The organism is Streptomyces sp. Sge12 (genome assembly GCF_002080455.1).
Classification (GTDB): domain Bacteria; phylum Actinomycetota; class Actinomycetes; order Streptomycetales; family Streptomycetaceae; genus Streptomyces.
Genome location: NZ_CP020555.1, coordinates 462,195 through 486,424, shown reverse-complemented (window position 1 = coordinate 486,424; position 24,230 = coordinate 462,195). Strand labels below are relative to the sequence as shown.

Genomic DNA, 24,230 nt, shown 5'->3' with positions numbered 1-24,230 from the left:
ACCACCGTGGCCCCGGCCGCCGACGTGCTGTGGTCCGGCCCATGGGGCGACCGACCGGGCACGGGCGGGGGCGGCCCGGCGGAATCCGCCGGACCGCCCGGACCCGGCCGGGGAAGCGGCCGGGAAGGACGTCAGGTGAGACGGCCGGTGATCAGGAGGATTCCGGCGTCTTGCGCGGGGTGGTCTGCTGGACCGCCCAGCCGTTGCCGTCGGGGTCGGAGAAGTAGACGAACGAGCCCCAGGGCAGGTCCTGGATCTCCGTCACCTCGACCCCGCGGCCGCGCAGATCCTCGTACGCCTCCTCGATGTCGGTGACGACCACCTGCATGTTGTCCAGCGACCCCGGGGTCATCCGGGTCAGCCCCTTGCCGATGGCGATCGAGCACGCCGAGCCCGGCGGGGTCAGCTGGACGAAGCGGATGTCCTCGCTGACGGTGACGTCGTGGTCGGCGTTGAAGCCGAGCTTCTCGTAGAACGCCTTGGCCCGGTCGATGTCGGTGACGGGAACGGCGACGAGTTCCAGTTTGATGTCCATCACAGCATCATGCGCCCGACACCGGCGCCTCGCCGTCCGACACCGCGAACTGCGTGCGGTACAGCTCCTCGTACCGCCCGCCGGCCGCCAGCAGCTCGGTGTGCGTGCCCCGTTCCACGATCCGGCCCTCCTCCACCACGAGGATCTGGTCCGCCGCCTGCACGGTCGACAGCCGGTGCGCGATCACCACCGCGGTCCGGCCCGCCAGGGCCTCGCCCAGCGCTTCCTGCACCGCGGCCTCCGAGGTCGAGTCCAGGTGCGCCGTCGCCTCGTCGAGGATCACCACCCGCTGCCGGGCCAACAGCAGCCGCGCGATGGTCAGCCGCTGCCGCTCCCCGCCCGACAGCCGGTAACCGCGCTCCCCGACCACCGTGTCCAGCCCGTCGGGCAGCGAGGCGACGAGCCCGTCCAGCCGCGAGCGCCGCAGGGCCTCCCAGATCTCCTCCTCGGAGGCCTCCGGGCGGGCCAGCAGCAGGTTGGCCCGTACCGACTCGTGGAAGAGGTGCCCGTCCTGGGTGACCATGCCGAGCGTCTCGCGGATCGATTCGGCCGTGAGGTCCCGTACGTCGATCCCGCCGATGCGGACCGCGCCCGCGTCGGCGTCGTACAGCCGCGGCAGCAGCTGCGCGATCGTCGACTTGCCGGCGCCGGACGAGCCGACCAGGGCGATCATCCGACCCGGCTCGGCGCGGAAGGACACCTCGTGCAGCACCTGCGTACCGCCCCGGGTGTCGAGGGTCGCGACCTCCTCCAGGGAGGCGAGCGAGACCTTTTCGGCGGCCGGGTAGCCGAAGGAGACGCGGTCGAACTCCACGGCCACCGGCCCCTGCGGGACCCGGCGGGCGTCCGGCTTCTGCGCGATGAGCGGCTTCAGGTCGAGGATCTCGAAGACCCGCTCGAAGCTCACCAGGGCGCTCATCACCTCGACGCGGGCCCCGGCGAGCGCGGTCAGCGGGGCGTACAGCCGGGTCAGGAGAAGGGCGAGGGCGACGACGGAGCCGGCGTCCAGGGAGCCGCGCAGGGCGTAGAACCCGCCGAGCCCGTAGACGAGCGCGAGGGCCAGCGCCGAGACCAGGGTGAGGGCCGTGATGAACACCGACTGGGCCATGGCCGTACGGATGCCGATGTCGCGCACCCGCGCCGCCCGGGCCGCGAACTCGGCGGACTCGTCGGCGGGCCGTCCGAACAGCTTGACCAGCGTCGCGCCGGGAGCCGAGAACCGCTCGGTCATCTGGGTGCTCATCGCGGAGTTCAGCGCGGCGGCCTCGCGCTGCATCCCGGCCATCCGCGCGCCCATCCGGCGGGCCGGCAGGACGAACACCGGCAGCAGCACCAGCGCCAGCAGGGTGATCTGCCAGGAGATGCTGAGCATGACGACGAGGGTCAGCACCAGGGTGACGGTGTTGGCGACCACCCCCGACAGGGTGTCGCTGAAGGCCCGCTGGGCGCCGATCACATCGTTGTTGAGCCTGCTGACCAGGGCCCCCGTCCGGGTCCGGGTGAAGAAGGCGACCGGCATCCGCTGCACGTGGTCGAAGACCGCGGTCCGCAGGTCCAGGATCAGCCCCTCGCCGAGGGTGGCGGAGAGCTTGCGGGTGAGCAGTCCGAGTCCGGCCTCCGCGACCGCGATCAGCGCGATGAGCACGGCGAGCCGGGTGACGGCCGCGCTGTCGCGGCCGTCGACGACGGCGGTGACGACCCGGCTGGCGAGCACCGGTGTGGCCACCGCGAGCAGCGCGGTCACCACGCTCAGCAGCAGGAAGAGGGTGAGCCCGCGACGGTGCGGGCGGGCGAAGGCGGCGACGCGGCGCAGGCCGGCCCGGGAGAACGGGCGGCGGTCCTGCTCGGCGTTCATCGCGCTGTGGAGCGACATCCAGGCGGTGACTTCCATGTCCATGGCCGAAACGCTAGGACCTCAACCAAAGTCGAGGTCAAGTGCTTTGTTCGGGACCGGCCCCTGCCGGGTGCCAATTGCCGTCGCATAAATGGATGTTCGCGACCCCCACCCGTTGTCGGTGCCCGGTGGCATCATCGGTTCATGACGCAGGGATCCGAGTCCGTACGCTTCGGCAAGCGCACCACCGACACCGTCCTGCACCGCTTCGAGCAGTGGGCCCGGGACACCCCCGGGGCCACGGCACTCATCGCAGGCACGGACAACCTCACCTACGGGGAACTGGACGTGCGGGCCGACCGGCTGGCGCACCGCCTGCTCGACCGCGACCTGCCGCCCGGCGGAGTCGTCGCCGTCGGCACCGCCCGGCAGAGCGAACTGGTCGTCGCCCTCCTCGCCGTCCTCAAGGCCGGCGCGGCCTACACCGTCATCGACGTCGCTACCCCGCAGGCCGGGCGCCGGCAGCTCACCGCCGCCGAACCGGTGCTCCTGCTCACCGACACCGCCCACCGCGCCGCCCTCGACAACGGCAGCGGCCTGCCCGTGATCCGGCTCGACGAGCGGGTCCCGATCGCCGGTCCCCGCGCCGCCGAACAGCCCTCCGACCGACCCCCCGGCCGGCCCGCCGGGCACACCGTCGTCCCGCCCGGCCGCACCGCGGCCCTGCTCTTCACCGGGTCGGCCGAGCCCCGCACGGTCACCGTCGGTCACGGCCTGCTCCTCGCCGCCCACGAGAGCTGGGCCGAAGTGGCCCGGCCGACACCGCAGGACCGGCACCTGATCACGGCCGGACCGGACGTCACCGCCTTCGCCGCGGGCTGGACCCGCGCCCTGTGCTCGGGCGGCGCCCTCGTGCTGTCCCCGCGCGCGCCCTGGAAGCCGGAGGACATCCGTGCGGCCGTCCGGACCGACCGCGTCACCGTCCTGCACACCGACCCGGCCGTTGCCACCCGGCTGCTCATCCAGGACGCCGAACCGGGAGCCGCCGCCCCGTCAGGCGGCCGCGCCGCCGACCCCGCCTGCCGCTCGCTGCGGCTGCTCGCGGTCTCGGGCGACCGGCTCTACCTCGACGAGCAGGCGACGCTCCAGGCCGGGCTCCGCCCCGGCGCACGCGTGCTCAACGTCTACGGGCTCGCCGAGTGCGCGGGCATCGGCACCTGGTTCGAACTGCCGCAACTGCCGCACCCGTTGGACGACCCGGAAGAGATCTCCCTGCTCGGCACCCCGTTCCCCGGCTGCCGCGTCGAGGTGAGCGGCGGCGAGATCCGCCTCACTCCGCCGGACGGCGGCGACGCCGTACCCACCGGCGACCTGGGCCTGCTCCGCGAGGACGGGCTGCTGGAGTTCGCCGGCCGGATCCGGGACCGCATCACCCTGCCCGACGGCCGCCGGCTCGACCCGTACCCCGTCGAGTCCGCCCTCCGCAGCCATGCCGGCATCGGCTCCGCCATCGTCAAGGGGGTCGACGGCCCCCGCGGCCCGCGGCGGATGGTCGCCTACGTGGCCCCGCCGCCCGAAGCACAGACATGGCCCGCCAGGGCCGCGCTGCCGGACATCGAGGAGGTACGCGCCCACCTGGCGGGCAAGGTGCTCCGGGAGGACTCCCCGCGCACCGTGATCCGGCTGCGCGCGCTGCCCCGCAACGCGGCGGGCCGGGAGGACCGGGACGCCCTGCCCCTGCCCATCCTGCCCGCCGCGGCGGCCCGGGGCGCCGCGAGCGGGTCCGGCAAGTACGGGGCGGGCGCCGCGAACCCGGGAGAAATGCCGGCCTCCTGCGCGGTCGGCTGCGGAGGAGTCCTGGGCTTCGTAGCCCTGATCCTCACCGATTTCCTCTGGCCCGGATCGACCGACCTGGCGCGAGTGCCGCAGCCCTGGGCGTTCCTGTTCTCCGTCCTCTACCTCTTCGAGGTCCTCGCCTTCGGCATCGGTGTGGTCTTCCTGTTCGGGGGGCGCGCCCGGATGCGGCGTCAGCGCCGCAAACCCTCCCTCACGGTGGCCGCCCATCTGGCGGTTTCCTACCTGCTGTTGGCCTGGTGGCCGCAGGACAACCTCTACCGGCTGGCGGCCAAACAGGACTGGCCGCAGCAGGCCGCGCTCGTCTACACCTTCAACGTACCGCTGATGATCGCGGGCGCGGTCGTCGCGGTCTACGTCGTCGCCAGGCCCGCCGACCCCTTCGACTTCCACGACCCCGCGGACGACCGGACCGACCGCTGAGCGGACCGACACCGAGCGGGTCGGGCGTGCGGCGGTTCGGCCGTACAGCGGGTCGGGCGTGCGGCGGGCCCGGTTCGGGTGGCTACGGCGGGCCGAACATCGCCCCGACGGCCAGCGCCTCGGCCCGCACCCGTGCCTCGGCCGCGTCCAGCACCTCCCTGCTGCGCGCGGCCACCAGCACACCCAGCCAGGGCGCCGGTTCGAAGGCCCCGGTGGGGATCGCGGGGACGAACACCGCCCCGAGCTCCGCGCAGCTCCGCACCAGGGCCGCACACAACTCGTCCAGCTGCGCCTCGGGCAGCCGCGCCCCCAGCTCCACCCGGTCGGCGATCCGTACGAGGTGCCCCGCTCCCCGCAGCACATCGAGCCGGGCCGCCACCATGAAGGCGATCGACGGCCCGGTCAGCCGCAGGTTCGTCTCGGTCGGCGCGAGGCGCCCCTGCCCGTCGGCGACGAAGTCCACGTCGAACCAGCCGCGGTAGCCGCAGTCCGCCAGCTCCCGCCCCACCGCTGCCCCGAAGGCCGCAAGGGACGTGCCGGCCCACTCGGGCACCACCCCGGGCCCCACCGTGGCGCCCCGGTAACAGCCGTCCGTCACGTCCATCACCGCCCCGCCCACCTCGTGCACGCGGCCCGCGTCGTCGACGAAGCCGTCGTACGTCAGGTCCCGCGGGCCGCCGCCCCGGCCCCCGCCCCCGCCCTCGCCCCGGCCCCCGGTCGCCTCCGTCCCGTCCGCCGGGCCGCCGACGTACTCCTCCAGCAGCAGCGGCCCGCGCGGCAGCCGGCGCAGCACCGCCCGCGCCCCGCCCGCCGCGCGGACGCGTGCGGGGGTGAGCACCGTGGTGCCCGAACCCCCGACACCGTGCTCCGATTTCAGAACGGTGCTCTCGCCCGCCCTGGTCCGGGCCGCCAGCATCCGGGCCGCCGCCCACCGCCCGTCGGCCCGCCACTGCCGCGGGAGCACGATCCCCGGATGGCCGCCGTCCGCCAGGATCCGCGCGAAGAGCCCGTGCGCCGCGGACTTCGACTCGTAGCGGAGCTCCCCGGCCCGCCACGGCCGGCCCGCCAGCCGCCCGAACGGCCGGGTGCGCCCCCAGGGTACGAGGGGCAGCCCGCCCCCGGTCAGCAGCGCGGCCAGCGCCGGCCGGGCCCGTACGGCATCGGCGAGGCCGGGATCCCTGCCCCTGCCCCTGTCCCTGTCCCCGGTCCCGTCCCCGTCCAGCAGGCCGTCGTACACCTCGACCCCGGTCCAGCCCAACTGGCGGCAGACCAGCTCGGTCCAGCCCCGCGGCACCGCACGCGGCAGCACCAGCGCGGCCGGGTACGGGCTGTAGAAGGCGGCCAGGCAGGCGTAGTGGTGGGCGGGCCGCTGCGCACGGTCCAGGGTGGCGTCGCCGAACTGCACGTTGAACTCACCGACATTGCCCAGGTGCACGGCCCGTCCGCCGCCGGTCCACGCCCGCGCCCAGTCGGCGAGCGGGGTGGGCGCCACCTCGAACCGGACCAGGGCCGACCCGCCTTCGGGGCCGCCGCCCGGCCCGCCCGCGCCGCCCGGCCCGCTCGCGACCGCCCCCATCGCCCGGTAGAACCCGGTCGCGTGGGGATCGGAGTCGATCACCAGCCGGCGCACCCCGAGCTCCGCCGCCCGCCGCAGCACGTCCCGGTACAGGAGCCGGCCCACGCCCCGCCCGATCGCCGACGGCTCCACGAAGAGCAGCCCGAGGACCGCCAGCGGGGGAGCACCCTCCAGGGAGGCGACCCCGAGCACTTCGCCCAGGTCGCTTTCGGCCACGACGATGCGGCGGTCCGTCATGTCGCCGGCCCGGATCCGCAGCTCCTGCGCGCACGCGGCCAGGAAGCCGGCGTCGTACCCCCAGTGGGCCTTGGACCGCATCACCAGCCCGGTCAGGTCCTGCGCCTCGGCCGGTCGCGCGGCCCTGACCTTTACCATCTGCTGACCTCCCCATGGTCTGCGTCAAGGCCGTGCGATAGATTCGGCCTCCCCACGGCACATCCTTTCCCACCCACGCGGAGACAGGCTTCTCAATGAGCGACATCATCAATGGACTTGGCCGCACCAGCGCCTACGGCGCCCTGGGCCTGGTCCTGCTGATCCTCGGCATCGTCCTCGTGGACGTGCTGACGCCCGGGAAGCTTCCCAAGCAGATCTGGGAAGAGCGCAACCGCAATGCGGCCCTCTTCCTCAGCTCCGCGCTCCTCGGCATCGGCGGCATCGTCTTCACCTCGATCTGGACGACGTACTCGGACTTCGGCAAGGGCCTGCTGTCCACCGCGGCCTTCGGCGTCCTCGGCCTGATCCTGATGGCGGTGGCCTTCCTCGTCCTCGACCTGGTGACCCCGGGCAAGCTCGGCGCCATCGTCGTCGACCCGCAGCCCCACCCGGCGGTCTGGGTCTCGGCGGCCTGCAACCTCGCCGTCGCGGCGATCGTCGCCGCCTCGATCGCCTGACGCGCAGCGCCCGTACGTGACGAGAGCGCCGCTCCCACAAGGGAGCGGCGCTCTCGCCGTTCGCGCGGACCCAGGGCTCTCAGGCCAGTCCCAGCGCGAACACCGCGAACCCCGCAGCCAGCAGCCCGGCCACGGTCCGGCGCAGCGCACTCGCCCCGCGCCCCTCCCGCGGCGGGCTCTCGAACCGCCGGGCATACCGGGCGATCCCGACGAACAGCACCGCGAACACCGGCATCCAGGCCAGCCGCGCCGCGATCCAGGCCGGGCCGTCCGGCGCCGTCGTGAGCCCGGCCAGTTCACCCGCGAACGAGCCGGGCACGGCCGCCGCCAGCATGGCGCTCTGGTGCCAGCACAGGATCGTCATGGCGGACAGGTTGATCACGACCACGGGAGCCCACAGGGCCGGCCGGGCCAGCAGCTTCGCCAGCCGTTCGCGCAGCAGGATCGCCGCACCCGACTGCGCCGAGGCCAGGGCCAGTACCAGGAGCGACGGCGGGTGGGAGTTGGTCCGTGCCGCACCCGGTACGCCCACCATCGACGCCGGATAGTGGAAGACCGCCAGCAGCGCCGCGAACAGCAGCGCCCCGCCCGCCAGCAGCAGCCAGGCCCCGCGCCGCCCGATCCGCCGCTCGCCCCAGCAGACGCCGAGCTGGTACGCGAACAGCCAGCCCGGCAGGATGTTCACCAGCGCGAGCCAGGAGGGTACGGAGTCGGCGAACGGCCCGTAGCGCAGGAAGTCCACGACGGCGACCGTGCCGATCAGCGGGGCGGCGGACAGACCGCCGAGGCGCCGCGCCGCCCGCACGCAGTACGGGGTCAGTGCGGTCACCACCACGTACACCCCCACGAACCACAGCGGTTGGATCACCAGCGTCGCCCCGGTCCGCAGCGTTGCCTCCGGCACCCCGGCCGCGTACAGCACGGGCGCGGCCAGCGCCCACACCGCGGTGACCCCCAGCACCGGCCGCCCCAGCCGCACGACGCGGCCCTTCAGCCAGGCGCGCACCGGCCCGGTGCGGCGCCCGAAGGAGAGCGCCGAGGCGTAACCGCCGACGAGGAAGAAGATGCCGAGCATCTGGAGCACCCAGCTGGCGGGTGCCAGCCCGCCGAGGGCCGACAGCGGGCTGGCGTTGTGCAGGCCGCCGTCGGCGTCGAGGGTGAAACCGCCCAGCAGCCAGTGGCCGGTGGGTACGGCCAGCAGCGCCAGGGCGCGCAGACCGTCGATCGCCCGGTCGCGGTGGGCAGGGGTGTGGCGGTCGATGCGGGAGGCAGCCTTGCGCAGCGGGGCCAGGGCCATGGCGGTGGCACTCATCGGGCCGCTCCCTCCGCGATCGCGGCGAAGGCCGCCAAGGACTGGGTGCCGGGCGCGAAGTAGCCGGTGTGGCCCTGGACGTCGGCGGCGGGCACCCGGCGGGCACCGAAGGCCGCGGACGTCGGGTCGGCGCCGTGGCCGACCCCGGCGAACTCGACGTTCGGGACGTCGGCGATCCAGTCGGAGGGGCCCCGGGCGGCCCAGACGCGGGCGTCGGTGTGCAGGGCGGCCGCGGTGCCGGCGCGCATCCCGGGGGAGCCGAGGGCCACGATGTCGGTGGCGTCGGTGTGCCGGGCGGCGAGCCCGCACACCACCGAGCCGTAGCTGTGGCAGAACAGCACCGGGTCGGGTGCGCCGACGGCGTCGAGACCCGCGGTGAAGCGGGCGAGCCGGGCCGCACCGGCGCGGGCGAGGCGGCCGTCGGCGGCGTCCAGGCCGACGCCGACCGGGGTGGTGTAGCCGATCCAGGCGACGACGGCGGTGGAGCCGCCGGTGGCCCCGCCGGCCGCCCCGCCGGTGGCCTCGCGCAGGGCCCGGGCCATCCCGGCCGGGCCGGTGGCGGGCTTGCGCCGGGCGTCGTGGGTGGCCGCGTCGTTGTCGGAACCCGGCACGATCACCGAGACGTGCCGTGCGTGTTCCAGATCCCCGAACACCTCGGCGACCTGGCCCCGGCCGCGCGGGTCGAAGGCCAGGATCTGCCGGTCCGGCGCGGCGAGGGAGGCGTACCGCGCCTCGCCCGTGGCGGTGACGGCGATCCGGTTGGCCTCGTACCGCAGGGGGAGCGGAGCCCCGTCCAGGTTGCCCACCACCAGCGGGTGGGACCGTACGAGGTCCCGGCGCGCGGCGTCGTCCAGCCCGGCGAAGAACGCGGCCACCTCGAGCGGTGTCGCGGTCGCGGGATCGGGAAGCGGCCGGCCGGCCGCCGTGTCGGCGCGCCAGGCGGCGGTGCCGGGCGGCGGCCCGGTGACCGCCGCCTGGCTGTCGCCCGAAGCCCAACCGGCACTCCCCCCGACGACGGTCACCGCCAGTGCGGCGGTGACCAGTGTCCTTCCGAAGCGGCGCATGCCCCTTCTCCTCTCCTCGTGACGAGGGGGAAGGTAAGGACGCGGTACCGGCGGCCACGTCGGACCGTGGAGCCAAGTCGCCTGTCATACCCCAGTAGGGGGTGGAGGAGAGAGATCGCCGGCGGACTGCGCTTCTCCCGGCCGGCGCATCGTGGACGTACGCCTTCGGCGTCGCGGGGCAACGCCTGCCGGATCAGCCGGAGTCGCCCGGCCGCACCAGCCCCGCCTCGTACGCGAAGATCACCGCCTGGGCCCGGTCCCGCAGGTCGAGCTTGGCCAGCACCCGGCCGATGTGCGTCTTCACCGTCTGCTCCGCCAGCACCAGGTGGCCCGCAATCTCCTGGTTCGACAGGCCGCGCGCGATGAGCTCCAGCACCTCGGTCTCGCGCGGCGTGAGCCCCTTCAGCCGCAGCGCGGGATCCTTGCGCGGCGCCGGCCGCTGCTGGACGAAGTCCGCGATCAGCCGCCGCGTCACCGAGGGCGCCAGCAGGGCCTCACCCGAGGCGACGACCCGGACCGCCGCGATCAGATCGGCCGGCGGGGCGTCCTTGAGGAGGAAACCGGAGGCCCCCGCGCGCAGCGCCTCGTACACGTAGTCGTCGATGTCGAAGGTGGTCAGCATCAGCACCTTCGGCCGGTGCACCACCCCGGGCGGGGGATCGAGGATCTCGCGGGCGGCCGTCAGCCCGTCCATCTCCGGCATCCGCACGTCCATCAGCACCACGTCGGGGTGCGTGGAGCGGGACACCTGCACCCCTTGGCGCCCGTCGGGGGCCTCGCCCACCACATCGATGTCGGCCTGCGCCGACAGCAGCGCGGCGAACCCGGCCCGCACCATGGCCTGGTCGTCGACGATGATCACGCGGATGGTCAACTGAGGTCCTCGGTCGGGTCGTTCAACGGAAGCCGGGCGGCGACCCGGAAGCCGCCGTCGGGCAGCGGGCCGGTGTCGAGCGTCCCGCCGGTCAACCGTACGCGCTCCCGCATCCCCACCAGACCGTGCCCCGTGCCCGAACTCTCCAGCTCCACCACGGCACCCCGGGCCGGGCCGTTGACCACGAGCACGAGGACCTCGTCCTCGTCCACCGTCACCGAGACCCGGGTCGGCGCACCCGGTGCGTGGCGCACCACATTGGCCAGGGCCTCCTGCACGATCCGGTACGCCGACAGGTCCACCGCCGGGGGCGCCGCCCCGGCGGCACCGGCCGCCAGCGACAACTCCACCGGCTGCCCGGCCCGTACGGTCGCCTCCACCAGCTGCTGGAGCCGGTCGATCCCCGGCTGCGGGGCCCGCTCGCCGTCGGCGCCGTCCGCCCCGCCGGCCCCGTCGCCCCGCAGCACGGTCAGCAGCCGCCGCATCTCGCCCAGCGACTCCCGCGCGCTCGCCGCGATGGCCGCGAACTCCTCCCGTACCGGCTCCGACATCCCCGGCACCCGGTACGGCGCCGAATCGGCCTGCACGGTGATCACCGACATGTGGTGGGCCACCACATCGTGCAATTCGCGCGCGATCCGGGCCCGTTCCTCCAGCAGGGTCCGCCGGGACCGCTCGGCCTCGCTGATGCTCTCCTGCTCGACGATCCGCTGCTGTGCGTCGCCGAGCCCCCGCAGCGCGCCCGTCAGCACCAGTACCACCCCGCTGAGCACGAAGAGGAGCGCGGTGGTGTTCGTGATGTCCGCGGGCGGGGAGAAGCCCAGCACCGTACCTACGGCGCCGGTCACCAGCCACACCGCGACCAGGGGCCGGACGGACTCGCGCAGTCCCAGGCAGGCCATCAGCACCAGATAGCCGACGATGGTCATCGGCGGCCACGGCCAGGATTGCCCGGCCACCTTGTCGGCACCGATCAGCAGCACCGCGGCGACGGTGTCGGCGATCAGGACGACGGCCCAGGCCGACCGCGGCCGGGTCACCGCGAGGAGCAGCGGCACGGTCTGCGCCACGCCCAGCGCGCCCGCCCAGCCGCCGGCCATCCCGTAGTCGTTGGTCAGCACCGTGATCGTCACCGGCAGCAGGGTGACGACGAAGAGGCCGACGACGACGAACGGCAGCGCCCGCTGCCACCGCTGGGGCGACTGCGCGAACAGGGGCTGCGCCGTCCCGGCGGGCGTGCGCAGCAATACGGCGAGCTGCGCCAGCGCACCGGGCATGCGGGCCCCGGCCGCCGAGGAGGTACGGATGCGGGCTTTGTCGCTCATGATCGCACCAGCCTATGCGCCGCTGGGCCGTGAGAGGGGGAGAGCTACGCTGCTTGCCTTGTCGATCATGGGGGATACGGGCATGGGCACCGCGGCGGCGTTGGAGAAACTGGTGCCGGTGCTGCTGGCCTTCGGCGGCGGGGTGCTGCTCGCCCGCCGGAAGATCGTCCCGGCCGAAGCGTCGAAGGTCTTCTCCGACTACGCGTTCCTCTTCGCCGTCCCCTGCTACCTGTTCGGCAACATCTACGCGAGCGACCTCGGAGCCCTGTTCAACTGGCGGGCGATCGGCGGGTACGCCGGAGCCGCGGCCCTCGCCGTGGTGGTGGTGGCCGTGGCGGCCGTCGCCCACGGTCTGCGCGAGCCGCGCGACGTGGCGCTGCGCGTGATGGCCGGTGTCCAGGTGAACACCGCCTACTTCGCCGTCCCCGTCTTCATCACGGTGTTCGGGACGGCGGCGCCGATCTTCCCGATCCTGCTGTTCCAGGTCTGCGTGCTGTCCCTGGTCGTCATCGCCCTCATGGAGCTCGGCCGGGCCGGTCCCGCGGCCGGCGGCCCGGGCCGCCGCCTCGCCCGGGCCGTCGGCGCCTCGCTCGCCACCCCGCTGGTCCTCGCCTGCAACGCGGGGATCCTGCTCAACCTGCTCTCGGTACGGGTCCCGGCCGTGGTGCTGGACGGCGCCGCGTTCGTCGGGGACAGCGCCTCCCCGGTGGCCCTGTTCGCCCTCGGCCTCCACCTGGGCGGCCTCGGCCTCCACCTGCGGGGCACCACGCGCGAGGAATTCGCCCTCATCGCCTTCAAGTGCCTGGCGTTCCCGCTGCTCACCTGGGCGGTGTGCGGACTGCTCGTCGACGTGCGGGGCGAGTGGCTGGCGTACCTGGTGCTGATCGCCGCGATGCCGACCCCGCAGAACCTCTTCATCTTCGCCCAGCGCTACGACGTGGGCGTCGACCTCTCCGCCTCGATCGTGATCAAGAGCTCGCTCGTGTCGCTTCTGCTGCTGCCCCTGTGGCTGCAAACTGTTGCGCCATGAACGCATCGACCTCCCGTTCCGCCTCCGCCCCGGCCGCAGGCCCCGCGATATCGCGCGGGGCCGTCACCTTGGGACTGCTCGCCGCCTGGACCGTGCACGACCTCGAAGAGGTCGCCACCATGGCGCGCTGGACCCGTACCAGGATCCCCGTCCTGCGCGAGCGCCACCCCCGCGTCCCCGACCGGATCTGGCGCCGTCTGGAAGCCGTCGACGGGCGCGAGTTCGCCACCGCCGTCGGCGTGATGGGGCTGGTGGTCGCGGCCGCCTCCGCCGACGGCTACCGCACCGGCGGACGCTCCGCCTTCTACCAGGCCTCCCTGAACGGCTTCGGCCTGCACGGGCTCGTCCACGTCGCGCAGGCCGCCGCCACCCGGGGCTACACCCCCGGCGTGGTCACCTCGCCGCTGCTCGTGGTCCCCTTCACCCTGTGGGCGCGCGGCCGGCTGCGCCGGGCCGGGGTGCTGCGGCCCGCGCGGGCCCGCGACATCGTCTCGGGCCTGGCGCTCGCGGGTGCGGCCACCGCCGCCTCGCACGCCGTCGCCCGCCGGATCCGCCGGGCCGGAGCCTGAGGGCAGCGGCCCCCTGCTCGTACCCCGGGCGGCATCGGCTCGTTGACCCGGCATGGAACTGCCGACCATCGCGGCGCCGGGTGTCGGGGAACGGGCCGACGCCGTGGCCGATGCCGCCTGCCACCTCTACGACACCATCGCCCCCTGGGGCGCCGGTCCGCCCGGCGGATGGAGCCGGAGCGCCGCGGAGGACGCCGCCGAGGCGATCGAGACCACCGCGCACGCCCTCGCGTCCATCGCTCCGGGCGCCGAGGTCGTCCTCGCGCCCGTCCACGCGGCCCTCGCCGACCTGCGCCGCCGTCTCGGCCTCGCGCCCGCCGACGCGCTGAGCGGCGACGGGCTCGTGGCCACGCCGCGCACGGTCGGCAACCCGCGCCGCACCCGCCGGATGCGGGTGCTCACCGCGACGCCTTCGCCCCGGCAACCGCCTTCTCGTACAACTTCCTGATGTCCGCGCCGAAGTAGGAGCTGTAGGAGGTGTCGCTCTTGTCCCCGCCCGTCTTCCAGCCGCCGATCACCCCCACCACGTCACCGGTCCCGGTGCGGGCGTTGTAGCGGTTCAGGAACGGGCCGCCGCTGGTCCCGCCGGGGTAGCCGGTGCAGTTGATCCGCAGGAACGACCCGGGGATCCGCGCGTCGGCGCTCGTGAACTTCGTGGTCCGGTTGGCGCACAGGCGCGGCCGGGCGGCGGAGGAGGGGTAGCCGATCAGCGTGACCTTGGCGTGTGCGTAACCCGCGCCGGTCACCAGCCGGTTCCCGCCGACCACGCTCTCCACGGGGACGCCGCGGGCGTTCGGGCCCACCTGGGCGAAGGCCACGTCGAGGGTGGCCGCTCGGTCGACGCCCTGGGACCGGTAGCGGGGGTCGATCCAGATCCGGGAGCGTCCGCCCGCGTCCCGCAGGACCGGGAACATGCCGTACGGCTGCGGTTTGGCCTTCGTGTACTTCGGTACGAAGGCCACCTGCTGGGTGTCGGAGCCGGTCAGGCAGTGCGCGGCGCTGATCACGAGGTTGCGGCCGGGGGAGGAGACCACGCTCGCGGTGCAGAAGTAGGACCCGCCGCCCTTGACGAGGAACATCCGGCCGGCGACCGGGACGCCGTCGAAGTTCTGCCCGACGCCGGGGGTGAGGGCCGGCAGCCGCGGGACGACGGCCGGGGCCGGGGCCGGAGCCGACGGTGTGCGGGTCCGTGTGGGTGCGGGGGTCGGGGTCGGGGAGGGCGTGGGGGTGGCGGCCGGGGGCGTGGACGGCACGGGCAGCTCCGTCCCGACCGGGGTGGGCGTGGCGGGTGTGGCACCCGGGACCGGCTCGGACGGCACCGGAACGACCGGGTTCACCGGGTCCACCGGGGTCGCCGGGTCCACCGGGGTCACCGGGTCCTCCGGGGTCGCAGGGGTCGCCGGATCCACGGAATCCACCGGGGTCGCCGGGTCCACCGGGTCCACCGGGTCCACCGGATCCACCGGGTCCACCGGATCCACCGGATCCACCGGTGTCGCCGGACCCACTGGGGTCGCCGGATCCACCGGATCCACGGGCGGCACCGGATCCATCGGCTCTGCTGCTTCGGACAGTTCGGCCGATTCGGGCGGCACGGGCAGTACGGGCGGCAACGGAATCGCGGAGGCCATCCGTTCCGCGGTCCAGAAGGCCCCGGCCTCGCGCGCCGACCAGCGGCCCGCGGCCGCCGGGGCGACGACGCTCCCGGCCTCGGCCCGGGCCACGGGCAGCGGCCCGCCCGGCACCGCCACGAGCAGGGCGGCCGCCGCCACCGCGGCCATCGTCAACGTACGTCGCATGCCGGACACTCCCTAAACGGCCTGGGGGAAACGGAAGAGCCGGTCCGGGTCGTAGGCACGCCGGACCTCCTGCAGGCGGGCGAGGTTCGCGCCGTAGTAGGCCTCGCGCCAGTCGGTGAGCTTCGGGTCGATGTAGTTCTGGTACGCGTGCCCGCTCGCCCAGGGGCGCAGGGCCTGCCAGAGCCCGTCGAGCCAGCCCTGGTGCCGGGCCACCTCGGCGGCGGGCGCGGACTCGGGCCAGTAGGCGAGGTACTGGGCGAGGAAGGCGCTGTCGCGGTGCACGAAGGCGGTGCCGCCGGCCGGGACCCGGTTCACCGCACCCCCGCAGACCCCGTCGAACTGCACCACGCCCCGCCCGCCCGCCGGGACGCCCGCCCCGTACCGCCGGACACCGTCGAGGACCGCGCCGATCGCCGCGTCCGGCAGGCCGCCGCCCGCCCAGAAGTCGGAGCGGGCGGCGTAGGAGTCCCGGCCGAGCCGCCCCTGCGGGTCCCGGCCGGGCAGGGTTCCCGGCAGCCGGCACTGGGCGGGGCTCAGCTCCAGGCAGCCGGACAGGGCGCGGACCGTGTCCTCGTGGCTGCGTACGACGATCCAGCTGTCCCGCGGCGCCCCGCCGACCAGGTCCGCCAGCCGGGTCAACTGCCGTTCCAGCTCGTGGCGTCCGTCGAGGCAGACCACCCGCACCGCGGGCGGCCCCGCAGCCCCGGCCCCGGTCCCGGTCCCGGACTCGACGGTGAATTCCACCTGGCTCCAGAACGGGTCCGCCAGCGCGGCCAGCCAGCGCTGCCAGCCGCGCAGCACGGCCGCGGACTCCGCGGCGGGCCAGTGCAGTTCGGCGAAGGCGCAGGATCCCACCGGGTGCGACCGGAAGCGGAACTCGGTGACCACCCCGAAGTTGCCGCCCCCACCGCCGCGCAGCGCCCAGAACAACTCCGGATCCCGGTCGGCGGAGACCTTGCGGACGGTCCCGTCGGGTGTGACCACTTGGGCTCCGGTCAGCCGGTCGGCCGTGGTGCCGTACGCCCGCGAGGCCAGGCCGAGGCCGCCGCCGAGGGTGAGGCCGGCGATGCCGACGGAGGGGCACAGCCCGGTGGGGACGGACCGTCCCCGCCCGGCGAGGGCCGCGTGGACGTCTCCGAGCCGGGCCCCCGCGCCGATCCGGACGCCGTCCCCGTCGACCGACACCGCCGCCATGGCTCCGGTGTCGACGACCAGGCCGCCGGCGCGGGTGGACCAGCCGGCGTAGCTGTGCCCGCCGCCGCGCGGTACCACGGGTGCGCCGGAGCGCCGGGCGAAGTCCAGGCAGCCGGCCACGTCCCCGGCGTGCGCGGGATAGGCCACCGCGGCCGGGGCGACGGAGTCGTACCGGGGCTGGAACAGCCGGCGGGCCTCGGGGTGGTCCGGGTCCCCGGGGAGCACCACGCGCCCGTCGATCCCGCGTGCCAGGGCACCGTAGTCCGGGGTCCGGGCCGCCGCGCCGACGGTGGCGAGGACGGCCGCGGCCGCGCTGCCCAGGACTTGGCGGCGATGGAGGCTCATACCTCCTTCCTGCCACCGCCCGGGGCGATAGCCGTGCAGGCGGGTCCCACACGCACCGGGGTGCCCCCTGAACGGCGCACAGCCGAAACGGTTCGGCGCGGTCGGCCTGTCCTATTGACGGACCGGGAAAGGCCGCCCTGCGACCGGTGAACGACCGCCGTACGCCGCACTTCCGAGTGCCGGCGCCCCCCGAGTGCCGGTGCAGCACGGGGTGCCGCCGCACCACGGGGTCTCGGCGCACCGCAGGGTGTTGCCGCGCTACCGGGTCCCGGCCCGCCCGGCCGGCTCCGCCGCCTTGCGGGCCAGCAGGAAGCCCTGCTGCGTGCTCTCGTCGGCGGTCGCCTCCCGGACCAGCCGGGCCACCTCGGTCAGTCCGGCCCCGGTCAGCAGGTCGGCGATCAGCCCGGGCGGCGTCCGGTACACGTCGAGGTCGACCGGATGCCCGTACGCCCGGTCCAGCCGGCTCCGCCCCCCGGCCCCGTCCGGGGCGACCCCCGTGCCACCCGCCTCGAACGCGATCAGCAGATGGCCGCCCGGCGCCAGGACCCGGGCGAACTCGGCGAACAGCGACGGCAGCTCGGAGGGCGGCGTGTGCACGGTGGAGTACCAGGCCAGCACCCCGCCGAGGACCCCGTCGGCCACGTCCAGGGCGGCCATCGAGCCCACCTCGAACCGCAGCCCCGGATAGGTCCGCCGGGCCACCGCCACCATCGCCGGGGACAGGTCGACGCCGAAGGCCCGTACACCCAGCCCGTCCAGATGCGCCGTCACCCGGCCCGGGCCGCAGCCCAGGTCGGCCACCGCCCGGCCCCCGCCGCCCGCGTCGTCGCGCACGTACTCGGCGAAGGCGGCCAGCATGGCCCGGTCCAGCGGCTTTGAGGCCAGTTCGGCACTGACCAGCCGCGCGTAGTCGACGGCGACGGCGTCGTAGGACGCCCGTACGGAGCTCAGGTACGAGGTCTCTGTCATGCCCCTGAACAGTAGCCTCCGGAGCCCCTCGCAGGGGAAACCGAGCAGGTGCTCCCGATCACCCCCCGGCCAGCGGATTGGGCAGTTCCGCCCATTGGTCGCCCGGCACACCGGGGCTCAGCCGCATCAGGGTGAGCGCCTTGGTGGGCAGCGGCCCGGTCAGCAGCGCCTCGGTGTCCGGGCCGGTTGGCAGGTGGGCCGCCTCGGCGAGGGCCTCGGCGAAGGCCCCGGCCGAGCCCGCCGTGGCGCCGAGGGCTCCCGTCAGCAGGGACCCGAACAGCTTGCGCCGCAGGACCGTCACGTCGTCGGTGACCAGCCTGCCCGACAGGGGCGGCACCGGCAGGCCGTGCCGGGCCAGCCGGGCCGGGCTGATCCGGATGTCGGCGAGGTCGCGGTAGACCAGCCGCAGCGGGGCGCCGGTGGGGGAGAGGACGACGAGGAGGTTCTGGCCGTGGGCCTCCAGGGCCACGCCGAGGTCCAGTACCCGCATGCACACCGAAAGCGCGAGCCGGGCGAACTCGGCCCGCCACGCGGCCGATCGGGCCGGGGCGAAGGAGGTCAGGGAGGCCACCGGGAGCACCCGTTCACCGGCGGCGGCGTCCGCGTACGCCTCGGGCGGCTCGCGCAGCACGGCCGCCAGGTCCGGGCTGTGCGCGGTCGTGGCACCCAGCGTGCGCGTGATGTGCAGCCGGCCGTCGAGCCGCTCGGTCAGTCCCTGGGCGAAGGCGGAGACCGCCGCCGCCGTCTCGATGGAGTAGACGGAGATGTCCCGCACGGACGAGGTCAGCCGGGCGCTCAGCGCCGTCTTCACGTGCGCCCCGCCGTCGGCCGGGGCGAGGGTGCGCAGGGCCATCAGCGGGTGCGCCGCGAAGCCGGGGCGCACCCGCTCGTGCCCCAGGACGTGCGCCGCCTGCCACGGGTGCACGGGCACCAGGATCCGTCCCGCGTCCCGCAGCTCCGCCGGCCAGTCGCCGGTGACCAGGCACTCCTCGGCCGGTACGGCGACCAGCCCGAGCTTCACCACCGGCCGGTGCTCGGGAGCGTAGGACAGCTGCTCGGCCACCGAGAAACCGGGCCGGGAACGGCAGTTCGGGTGGTAGGGATGCCCGTCGACCACGCGCTGCTCCCACTCCCAGGTGGTGCGCGGGGCGGGATCGCCGGCGGCGGGCGGCTGCCCGGCCCGGGAGAGCGCGAGGGAGGCCGTACAGGCGTCGAGCTCGGCGGCGAACTGCTCCCCGTGCGGCACCCCGAGCGCCCGCACCAGGCGTGCGGCCTGCCGGTGGGGCCGGCCGTCGAGCAGCAGCTCGCTCACGTAGGGCCCGGTCGCGTACGGATCGGGGAGCGGGCCCTCCAGCCGGGCGCCCCCGGCCAGCAGCAGCGCGAGTCCGTCCGGCGCCCGCTCGCGTCCCACGACCCAGGGCAGCGGTTCGAAGGCCAGGGCCCGCCAGAGCCGGGTCAGCACGGCCGCCCGGGCGCCGGCCTGCGCGGCCGCGTACGAGGGTCCGAGCGACGGTCGCACATCGGCCAGTTCGCCGGCGACGGCCTCTTCGGCCGGGGAGGGGGGAAGATGCATGCTGAGGCTCCGGCATCGGAATATCGCTTTACGGGAAGATCAAGTAATGATTGCGGATACCGAAGATCACGGCTGGCGGTTGCGTTCTGCGAACCTCCGGCGCACCGGATGGACCGAATGGAATCAGTGGACCTCAACACCGTCGCCGACGCGTACGCCGCCACCCCGCTCCTGAACTGCCTGCTCAGGGAGGCGGCCGAACCCGCCGAGGGGTGCGACGCGGGCACGGGGACAGATGTGCGCGTCCACCGGCTGCGCGGCAGCGGTCGGCTGCTCCGGGTGCGCGGCGGGCGCCGGCCCGTACGCCCCGAACTGCGCGCGGCGGACGGCTGGCACCCGCTCAGCCACACCGAACTGGTCAAACTCGTCTCCGACGAACTGGCCCGCTTCACGGGCCTTCCCAACGACGAGCTCCCCGTCGAGATCGCCGACAGCCGGGACGCGATCGCCGCGCTGCTGGCCGCCCGGGCCGCCGCCGAGCCCCCGGCGGACCCGTACCTCCGCTCCGAACAGTCCCTGGTGATGGGCCACCCGCACCACCCCGCACCCAAGGCCCGGGGCGGAGCCCCGGCCGGGAGCTGGCTGCCGTACGCGCCCGAGGCGTACGCCCGGTTTCCCCTGGTCCTGCTGGGGCTGCGCGAGGACCAGGTCGCCGAGGAGGGCGGTCCGGCCGCCTCGGACGCGATCGACTCGCTCGCCGACGCCCTCGACGGGCCGCACGCTCCCGCCGGATACCGGCTGCTGCCCGCCCACCCCTGGCAGCTCGACCTGGTCGCCGACCGGCCCGCGGTGCGCGAGGCCTTCGCGGACGGGCGGCTGCTGCGACTGGGTGAGACCCGGCGGCCGGTCTGGCCGACCGCCTCGATCCGGACCCTGTACGCACCGGACCCGGCGGCCGACCTCTTCGTGAAGTTCAGCCTCGACGTCCGGATCACCAACGACGTGCGCCGGCTGTGGCGCCACGACCTGCTGAAGCTGCGCCGCACCGACGCGGCCGTCGAGGCCGGTTTCGCCGCCCTGCGCCGGACCGGCTCGGCGGCGGCCTGGCTGGCCGACCGCGGCTACCGCACCGCGGCCTTCGCCTTCGAGCAACTCGCCGTCCTGGTCCGCGACGGCCTGCACGCCCGGACCGCGCCCGGGTCCACGCCCCTGCTGGCCGCCGCGCTCGCCGAGGGGTACCCCGGCAGCCCGCCCACCGGGGACACCGACCCGGTCCGGTGGTGGCGGGCGTACCTGCGGCAGGTGGTGCCCCCGGTGCTGGAACTGTTCGCCCGGCACGGCATCGTGCTCGAGGCCCACCTCCAGAACACCGTGGTCGCCGTCGATGCGGCCGGCCTGCCGGTGCAGGCCCTCTTCCGGGACGCGGAGGGGGTCAAACTGCTGCCGGACCTGCCGCGGGCCGATGCCTGGCAGCGCCTGGTCTACTGCCTGGTCGTCAACAACCTGATGGAGATCGCCGGGGCGCTGGCCGGACGGCATCCCGAGATCACGCGGCCCCTGTGGCAGGCCGCACGGGAGGAGTTCGAGCGCTACGACAGCACCCGCGGGCTCCCCGAGATCGCCGGGCTGCTCGCCGCCGCGACCGTGCCGGGCAAGACCAACCTGCTGCTGCGCTGGACGCGCGCGGACGGGGCGGACGCCCGCTACCTCCCGCTGCCGAACCCGCTGCGCGACTAGGCCGTCTCTAGGCCCTCTCTTCCCGGCCGCGGAAGTGGTCGAGGTGCTCGTGGAGGAAGGCGTCGAGGGTGCGGGGCGGGCGGCCGAGGATGTCGCCGACGGCCGTGGTGGGGGTTTCGGGCCGGGTGACGGCGAGTTGCTGGATCTCCGTCACGTGGTCGGCGAGCCAGCCGGGCATGCGGGCCTGGTGGATGAGGTCGGCGCGCAGTTCGTCCGGGGTGAGGTGGACGTAGCGGATCCGATGGCCGGTCAAGGTGGTCAGTCGTGCGGCCAGTTCGGGGTACGAGACGGCTTCGGGACCGGTCAGCCTGTAGGTGCCGCCGGCCGTGTCCGGCCCGGTGAGGGCGGCGGCTGCGACGTCGCCGATGTCGCGGCAGTCGATGTGGTTGAGGGGCGCGTCGCCCGTGGTGCCGAGGATGACGCCCCGGGCGACCGCGGGAGCCAGGCGCAGCAGGTTCTGCATGAAGGCGTAGGGGCGCAGGACGGTGTGGGTGAGGCCGCTGGCGCGCAGGTGTTCCTCGATGGCGTGGTGGCCGCGGGAGACGGCGACCGGGGAGTCGGGCTCGGCGGCCGGTGCGGAGATCTTGACGATGTGTCCGATGCCGGACTGCGCGGCGATGTCGATGGCGCGGGTTTCGAGTTCGACCTGTGCGGGGCTGTTGGCCATGGCGAGGAAGAGCCGGTCGGCGCCCTTGAAGGCGGTGCGCAGGGACTGGGGGTCGGAGGCGTCGGCGTACTGGACCTCGACGGGCGGCCGGTGTGTGCCGGTCGTGAGGGGGATCGGCCTGTGCGGGGTGCGGGTCAGTGCGCGAACGGGTGCGCCGGAGGTGGCGAGGCTGTGGAGCAGGGCGTTCCCGGTCGCTCCGGACGCTCCCATGACAACGATCATCGTGTGCTCATTCCTTGGTGACTTCCCGGCGACGGACGTCGCCGGGGCGTGCTGGGGGGCGAGAGACGCCGCCCTCTACGTCGTCGGTGTGGTGGTGGTGCTGCGCCAGCGCAGGGTGACGATGGTGGTGGCGAGGGCCGCGGAGACGGGCAGGTCGATGCGCAGGCGTTCCAGCCACGGGGCGGTGGGGATCGGGGTGTGGGCGGGCAGCCACTGGGCGGCGAACCATCCCAGCAGGGCCGCTGCGCCCACGGTGGTGATGAGGAGTACGAGCGTCAGGACGCCGCGCGGCGTGGTGACCGTCCACCGCCGGGGCCGCCCGCCGTGCCGCAGCCAGGCGCCGACCAGGAACGCCACCACGGCGGAGGTGCCCGCTATGGAGGTGCAGGCGGCCAGGGCCAGGTCCTGCTGCCCGGTGGCCGTCCCGGCGGCGCCGGCCGTCAGGGCGGGGGCGGCGTAGGCGGTGAGGACCTCACGCCACAGGGTGAACGGCCGGGACCGCCGGGAGCGCCGGGACGGCCGGGAGGCTGCTCGGTCTCGGCCGGTTCTGTGCTGGGTCGCGGGCATGCTGGCCTCTTTCTCGTCCGTGCACGGGGGAAAATAATTAGGCGGCTAACTATCGGTGCGAAAAAAGGGGCCCTGCTCGAAGAGCGGGGCCGGAACGGCTGGGGGTCGGGTCAGTCCGCGGCGAGGGCCGCACTGCCGCGCACGACGCGGGCGAGCAGATCCAGGAACACCGCGCGCTCCTCGACGGACAGCCCGCCCACCATCGCCTCGAGCCGTCCGAAGTGCTCGGGCGCCATGTCGCGCAGGCGCTGCGCCCCGCGCGCGGTCAGGACGGCCACGGTCCCCCGGCCGTCCTCCGCGGAGGGGCGGCGGGCGATCAGGCCCTCGCGCTCGAGGCCGTCCAGCAGGCCGGTGACCGTGGCCCTGGAGACGCCGAGGTCGACCGCGAGGCGCGAGGGGGACTTCTCCCCGCCGTGGTCCTCCAGGTCGGCGAGCAGGCGGTAGCGCCCCGTCGACAGGCCGAACCGTGCGAAGTGCGCCTCGGCCGCCCGGCCGACCCTCGCACCGGCCGAGATCAGTCGCACCGCGACCAGTACCGCCTGCGGATCGACCTCCAGGCCGTAATGCTCGACCTGTTGCCTGGCCTGGTCCAGCGTGGGCGCCTCGGCCTCGATGTCGTCCCTCGTCATGCATTTAATATGGTGGCTAACTACTTTCCCTGTCAAGGAGTTCGGATCCGCGGTCCCGGTGTCGGCGGGCTCCCGTGTGCGGGTGTGGAATCGGCCAAGCCGGGGCGCGCGCCCGATCTGCTCTCACGGAAAGGTATAGACCAATGCTACGTTGGTCGGGCAGACCGCGCAGTCCTTGACCACCCGTCAGAGGAGAAGCCATGCCCTCCCCTTCGCGGGGCGGCGGCCAGGCCGCCATGCCCAAGTATCAGCGGATCGCCGCAGCGCTGCGCCGCGATCTCGACCGCGCCGCACACACCCCCGGCGGCAGGCTGCCGTCCGAACGCAGCCTCGCCGCCCGCTACCAGGTCAACCGGCAGACCATCAGGGCGGCGCTCCAGTACCTGCGCGAGGACGGCCTCGTCGTCACCGGGCGCCGCGGCACCCGCCCGGCCGTGCCGGCGGTCCCCGCCGTCCCCGCGCTCCCGGCCGCGATGCCCTCCGCCGCTGCCGCGGCGACCCGCGGCTGGGTCGCCTTCGTCACCGTGCCGCCCTCGCTCGCCGCCCTCCTCGGCATGGCCGGCGGAGACCGCACCCTGGTCCATCACCACCGCGAACGCGGCCCGGCCGGCGAGACCCTCCGCGATGCCGTCACCTACTTCGGCCCCGGGGTCGTCGCGCGCAGTCCCGAGCTGGCGGCCCTGCGCAACCGGACCGCGAGTGCCGGCGAGCAGGACCTGGCCCCCCTGCACCGCTGGCTCGACCGGGCCGCCGCGGGCGGCAGGGTCGCCGAGACCCTCACCATGACCCGCGTCACCCACCCGCAGGCCACCGCCCCCACCTGCGGCCTCACCGTGCGCCGCACCCTGCACGACAGCTCCGGCCGCCTGCTCGCCGTCACCGACCTGGCCTTCCCCACCTGGGACCGCCTCACCTTCCACCGGGACCGCCGCGACCACGCGACCACCGGCTTCCGCATCACGTAGGCCGCCGGACCCGGGTGTGGCCTCGGGCACACCCGGGTCCGACGGGGCCGGTGCCCCGCCGGCCGGATCGCCCGGCGGGGCACCGGCCCAACTCGCCGACGGAGCACCGGCGTACGGCTCGGGGACCGCCGGGCGGCTCCCGGCCCCGGGCGCGAATCCGCGTACGGGGCCCCCGGACTCGGCACGTGAGGAGGATCACCCCTGCGTTTGCTGGGGTGAATGCCGGGAAGTGGCGCTGCTGGAGCGGAACCACGTCCTCCGGCCACTCGCGCCGGGGGACGTGGCGCACACGGGCCGATCCCGTCCCGCTCCACGGCCCCGCCGCTCCGCCGGC

General features: G+C 74.7%; 21 protein-coding genes. 7 read left to right on the top strand and 14 right to left on the bottom strand.

Annotated elements, in window-relative coordinates:
* Positions 1-151 precede the first annotated feature (151 nt).
* Both B6R96_RS02245 and B6R96_RS02240 read right to left on the bottom strand, forming a co-directional pair.
* Entirely contained in the window at positions 152-535 is a 384-nt protein-coding gene (locus B6R96_RS02245; protein ID WP_053175867.1) for a VOC family protein, read from the bottom strand.
* A gap of 7 nt (positions 536-542) precedes the next feature.
* A complete protein-coding gene (locus B6R96_RS02240; protein ID WP_081521358.1) occupies positions 543-2,432 on the bottom strand; it encodes an ABC transporter ATP-binding protein in 1,890 nt (629 codons plus the stop codon).
* A 141-nt stretch (positions 2,433-2,573) separates the two neighbouring features.
* Here B6R96_RS02240 and B6R96_RS02235 point away from each other — a divergent pair, with 141 nt between their 5' ends.
* Positions 2,574-4,646 carry an AMP-binding protein gene (locus B6R96_RS02235; RefSeq protein WP_081521357.1) on the top strand — a complete coding sequence of 691 codons (2,073 nt, stop codon included), beginning with the start codon at positions 2,574-2,576 and terminating at the stop codon, positions 4,644-4,646.
* 82 nt (positions 4,647-4,728) lie between these two features.
* Here the strand turns inward: B6R96_RS02235 and B6R96_RS02230 are convergent, their stop codons facing one another.
* Entirely contained in the window at positions 4,729-6,597 is a 1,869-nt protein-coding gene (locus B6R96_RS02230) for a GNAT family N-acetyltransferase (RefSeq protein ID WP_081521356.1), read from the bottom strand.
* Positions 6,598-6,692: 95 nt separating this feature from the next.
* Here B6R96_RS02230 and B6R96_RS02225 point away from each other — a divergent pair, with 95 nt between their 5' ends.
* Positions 6,693-7,115: a DUF350 domain-containing protein gene (locus B6R96_RS02225; protein ID WP_030384867.1), complete on the top strand. Its 423-nt coding sequence runs from the start codon at positions 6,693-6,695 to the stop codon at positions 7,113-7,115.
* A 79-nt stretch (positions 7,116-7,194) separates the two neighbouring features.
* Here B6R96_RS02225 and B6R96_RS02220 read toward each other — a convergent pair whose 3' ends face one another.
* The 4 genes from B6R96_RS02220 to B6R96_RS02205 form a co-directional block, all read right to left on the bottom strand.
* The gene (locus B6R96_RS02220; RefSeq protein WP_030384868.1) at positions 7,195-8,427 is read right to left on the bottom strand and encodes an acyltransferase family protein; all 1,233 of its coding nucleotides are present in this window, start codon (positions 8,425-8,427) and stop codon (positions 7,195-7,197) included.
* Positions 8,424-9,491, bottom strand: coding sequence for an alpha/beta hydrolase (locus tag B6R96_RS02215; RefSeq protein WP_081521355.1), 1,068 nt, complete (start codon positions 9,489-9,491; stop codon positions 8,424-8,426). The genes B6R96_RS02220 and B6R96_RS02215 overlap by 4 nt, the downstream gene beginning before the upstream one ends.
* A 193-nt stretch (positions 9,492-9,684) precedes the next feature.
* Positions 9,685-10,365: a response regulator gene (locus tag B6R96_RS02210; protein WP_030384870.1), complete on the bottom strand. Its 681-nt coding sequence runs from the start codon at positions 10,363-10,365 to the stop codon at positions 9,685-9,687.
* Complete coding sequence (locus tag B6R96_RS02205; protein WP_081521354.1) at positions 10,362-11,690, bottom strand: sensor histidine kinase; 1,329 nt, start codon at positions 11,688-11,690, stop codon at positions 10,362-10,364. Before B6R96_RS02205 ends, B6R96_RS02210 begins: the two co-directional genes overlap by 4 nt.
* A 67-nt stretch (positions 11,691-11,757) precedes the next feature.
* Between B6R96_RS02205 and B6R96_RS02200 the strand changes: the two genes are divergently transcribed.
* Genes B6R96_RS02200 through B6R96_RS02190 form a run of 3 tightly spaced genes read left to right on the top strand, consistent with a single transcriptional unit; the run spans position 11,758 to position 13,737 of the window.
* A complete protein-coding gene (locus tag B6R96_RS02200; RefSeq protein WP_237291629.1) occupies positions 11,758-12,720 on the top strand; it encodes an AEC family transporter in 963 nt (320 codons plus the stop codon).
* Complete coding sequence (locus tag B6R96_RS02195) at positions 12,717-13,289, top strand: HXXEE domain-containing protein (RefSeq protein ID WP_053175878.1); 573 nt, start codon at positions 12,717-12,719, stop codon at positions 13,287-13,289. The genes B6R96_RS02200 and B6R96_RS02195 overlap by 4 nt, the downstream gene beginning before the upstream one ends.
* A gap of 52 nt (positions 13,290-13,341) precedes the next feature.
* Positions 13,342-13,737, top strand: coding sequence for a hypothetical protein (locus tag B6R96_RS02190; RefSeq protein WP_107475444.1), 396 nt, complete (start codon positions 13,342-13,344; stop codon positions 13,735-13,737).
* On the opposite strand, the gene B6R96_RS38620 is transcribed toward B6R96_RS02190, so the two are convergent.
* The 4 genes from B6R96_RS38620 to B6R96_RS02170 form a co-directional block, all read right to left on the bottom strand.
* On the bottom strand, positions 13,688-15,088 hold the full coding sequence (locus B6R96_RS38620) for a S1 family peptidase (RefSeq protein ID WP_261341243.1): 1,401 nt from the start codon (positions 15,086-15,088) through the stop codon (positions 13,688-13,690). The two genes, B6R96_RS02190 and B6R96_RS38620, sit on opposite strands and share 50 nt — an antisense overlap.
* A 12-nt stretch (positions 15,089-15,100) precedes the next feature.
* Positions 15,101-16,627, bottom strand: coding sequence for an FAD-binding oxidoreductase (locus tag B6R96_RS02180; RefSeq protein WP_081521352.1), 1,527 nt, complete (start codon positions 16,625-16,627; stop codon positions 15,101-15,103).
* Positions 16,628-16,885: 258 nt separating this feature from the next.
* Positions 16,886-17,596, bottom strand: coding sequence for a class I SAM-dependent methyltransferase (locus B6R96_RS02175; RefSeq protein WP_081521351.1), 711 nt, complete (start codon positions 17,594-17,596; stop codon positions 16,886-16,888).
* A gap of 58 nt (positions 17,597-17,654) precedes the next feature.
* Positions 17,655-19,169, bottom strand: coding sequence for an IucA/IucC family protein (locus tag B6R96_RS02170; protein WP_081521350.1), 1,515 nt, complete (start codon positions 19,167-19,169; stop codon positions 17,655-17,657).
* A gap of 108 nt (positions 19,170-19,277) precedes the next feature.
* Here B6R96_RS02170 and B6R96_RS02165 point away from each other — a divergent pair, with 108 nt between their 5' ends.
* A complete protein-coding gene (locus tag B6R96_RS02165) occupies positions 19,278-20,846 on the top strand; it encodes an IucA/IucC family protein (RefSeq protein WP_081521349.1) in 1,569 nt (522 codons plus the stop codon).
* A 7-nt stretch (positions 20,847-20,853) separates the two neighbouring features.
* On the opposite strand, the gene B6R96_RS02160 is transcribed toward B6R96_RS02165, so the two are convergent.
* From B6R96_RS02160 to B6R96_RS02150, 3 genes are all read right to left on the bottom strand, one after another.
* Positions 20,854-21,735: an SDR family oxidoreductase gene (locus B6R96_RS02160; RefSeq protein ID WP_081521348.1), complete on the bottom strand. Its 882-nt coding sequence runs from the start codon at positions 21,733-21,735 to the stop codon at positions 20,854-20,856.
* A gap of 75 nt (positions 21,736-21,810) precedes the next feature.
* Positions 21,811-22,302: a hypothetical protein gene (locus B6R96_RS02155; RefSeq protein ID WP_081521347.1), complete on the bottom strand. Its 492-nt coding sequence runs from the start codon at positions 22,300-22,302 to the stop codon at positions 21,811-21,813.
* Positions 22,303-22,412: 110 nt separating this feature from the next.
* Entirely contained in the window at positions 22,413-22,931 is a 519-nt protein-coding gene (locus tag B6R96_RS02150) for a MarR family winged helix-turn-helix transcriptional regulator (RefSeq protein ID WP_081521346.1), read from the bottom strand.
* 200 nt (positions 22,932-23,131) lie between these two features.
* Here B6R96_RS02150 and B6R96_RS02145 point away from each other — a divergent pair, with 200 nt between their 5' ends.
* Entirely contained in the window at positions 23,132-23,896 is a 765-nt protein-coding gene (locus B6R96_RS02145) for a GntR family transcriptional regulator (protein ID WP_081521345.1), read from the top strand.
* Positions 23,897-24,230: the final 334 nt, after the last annotated feature.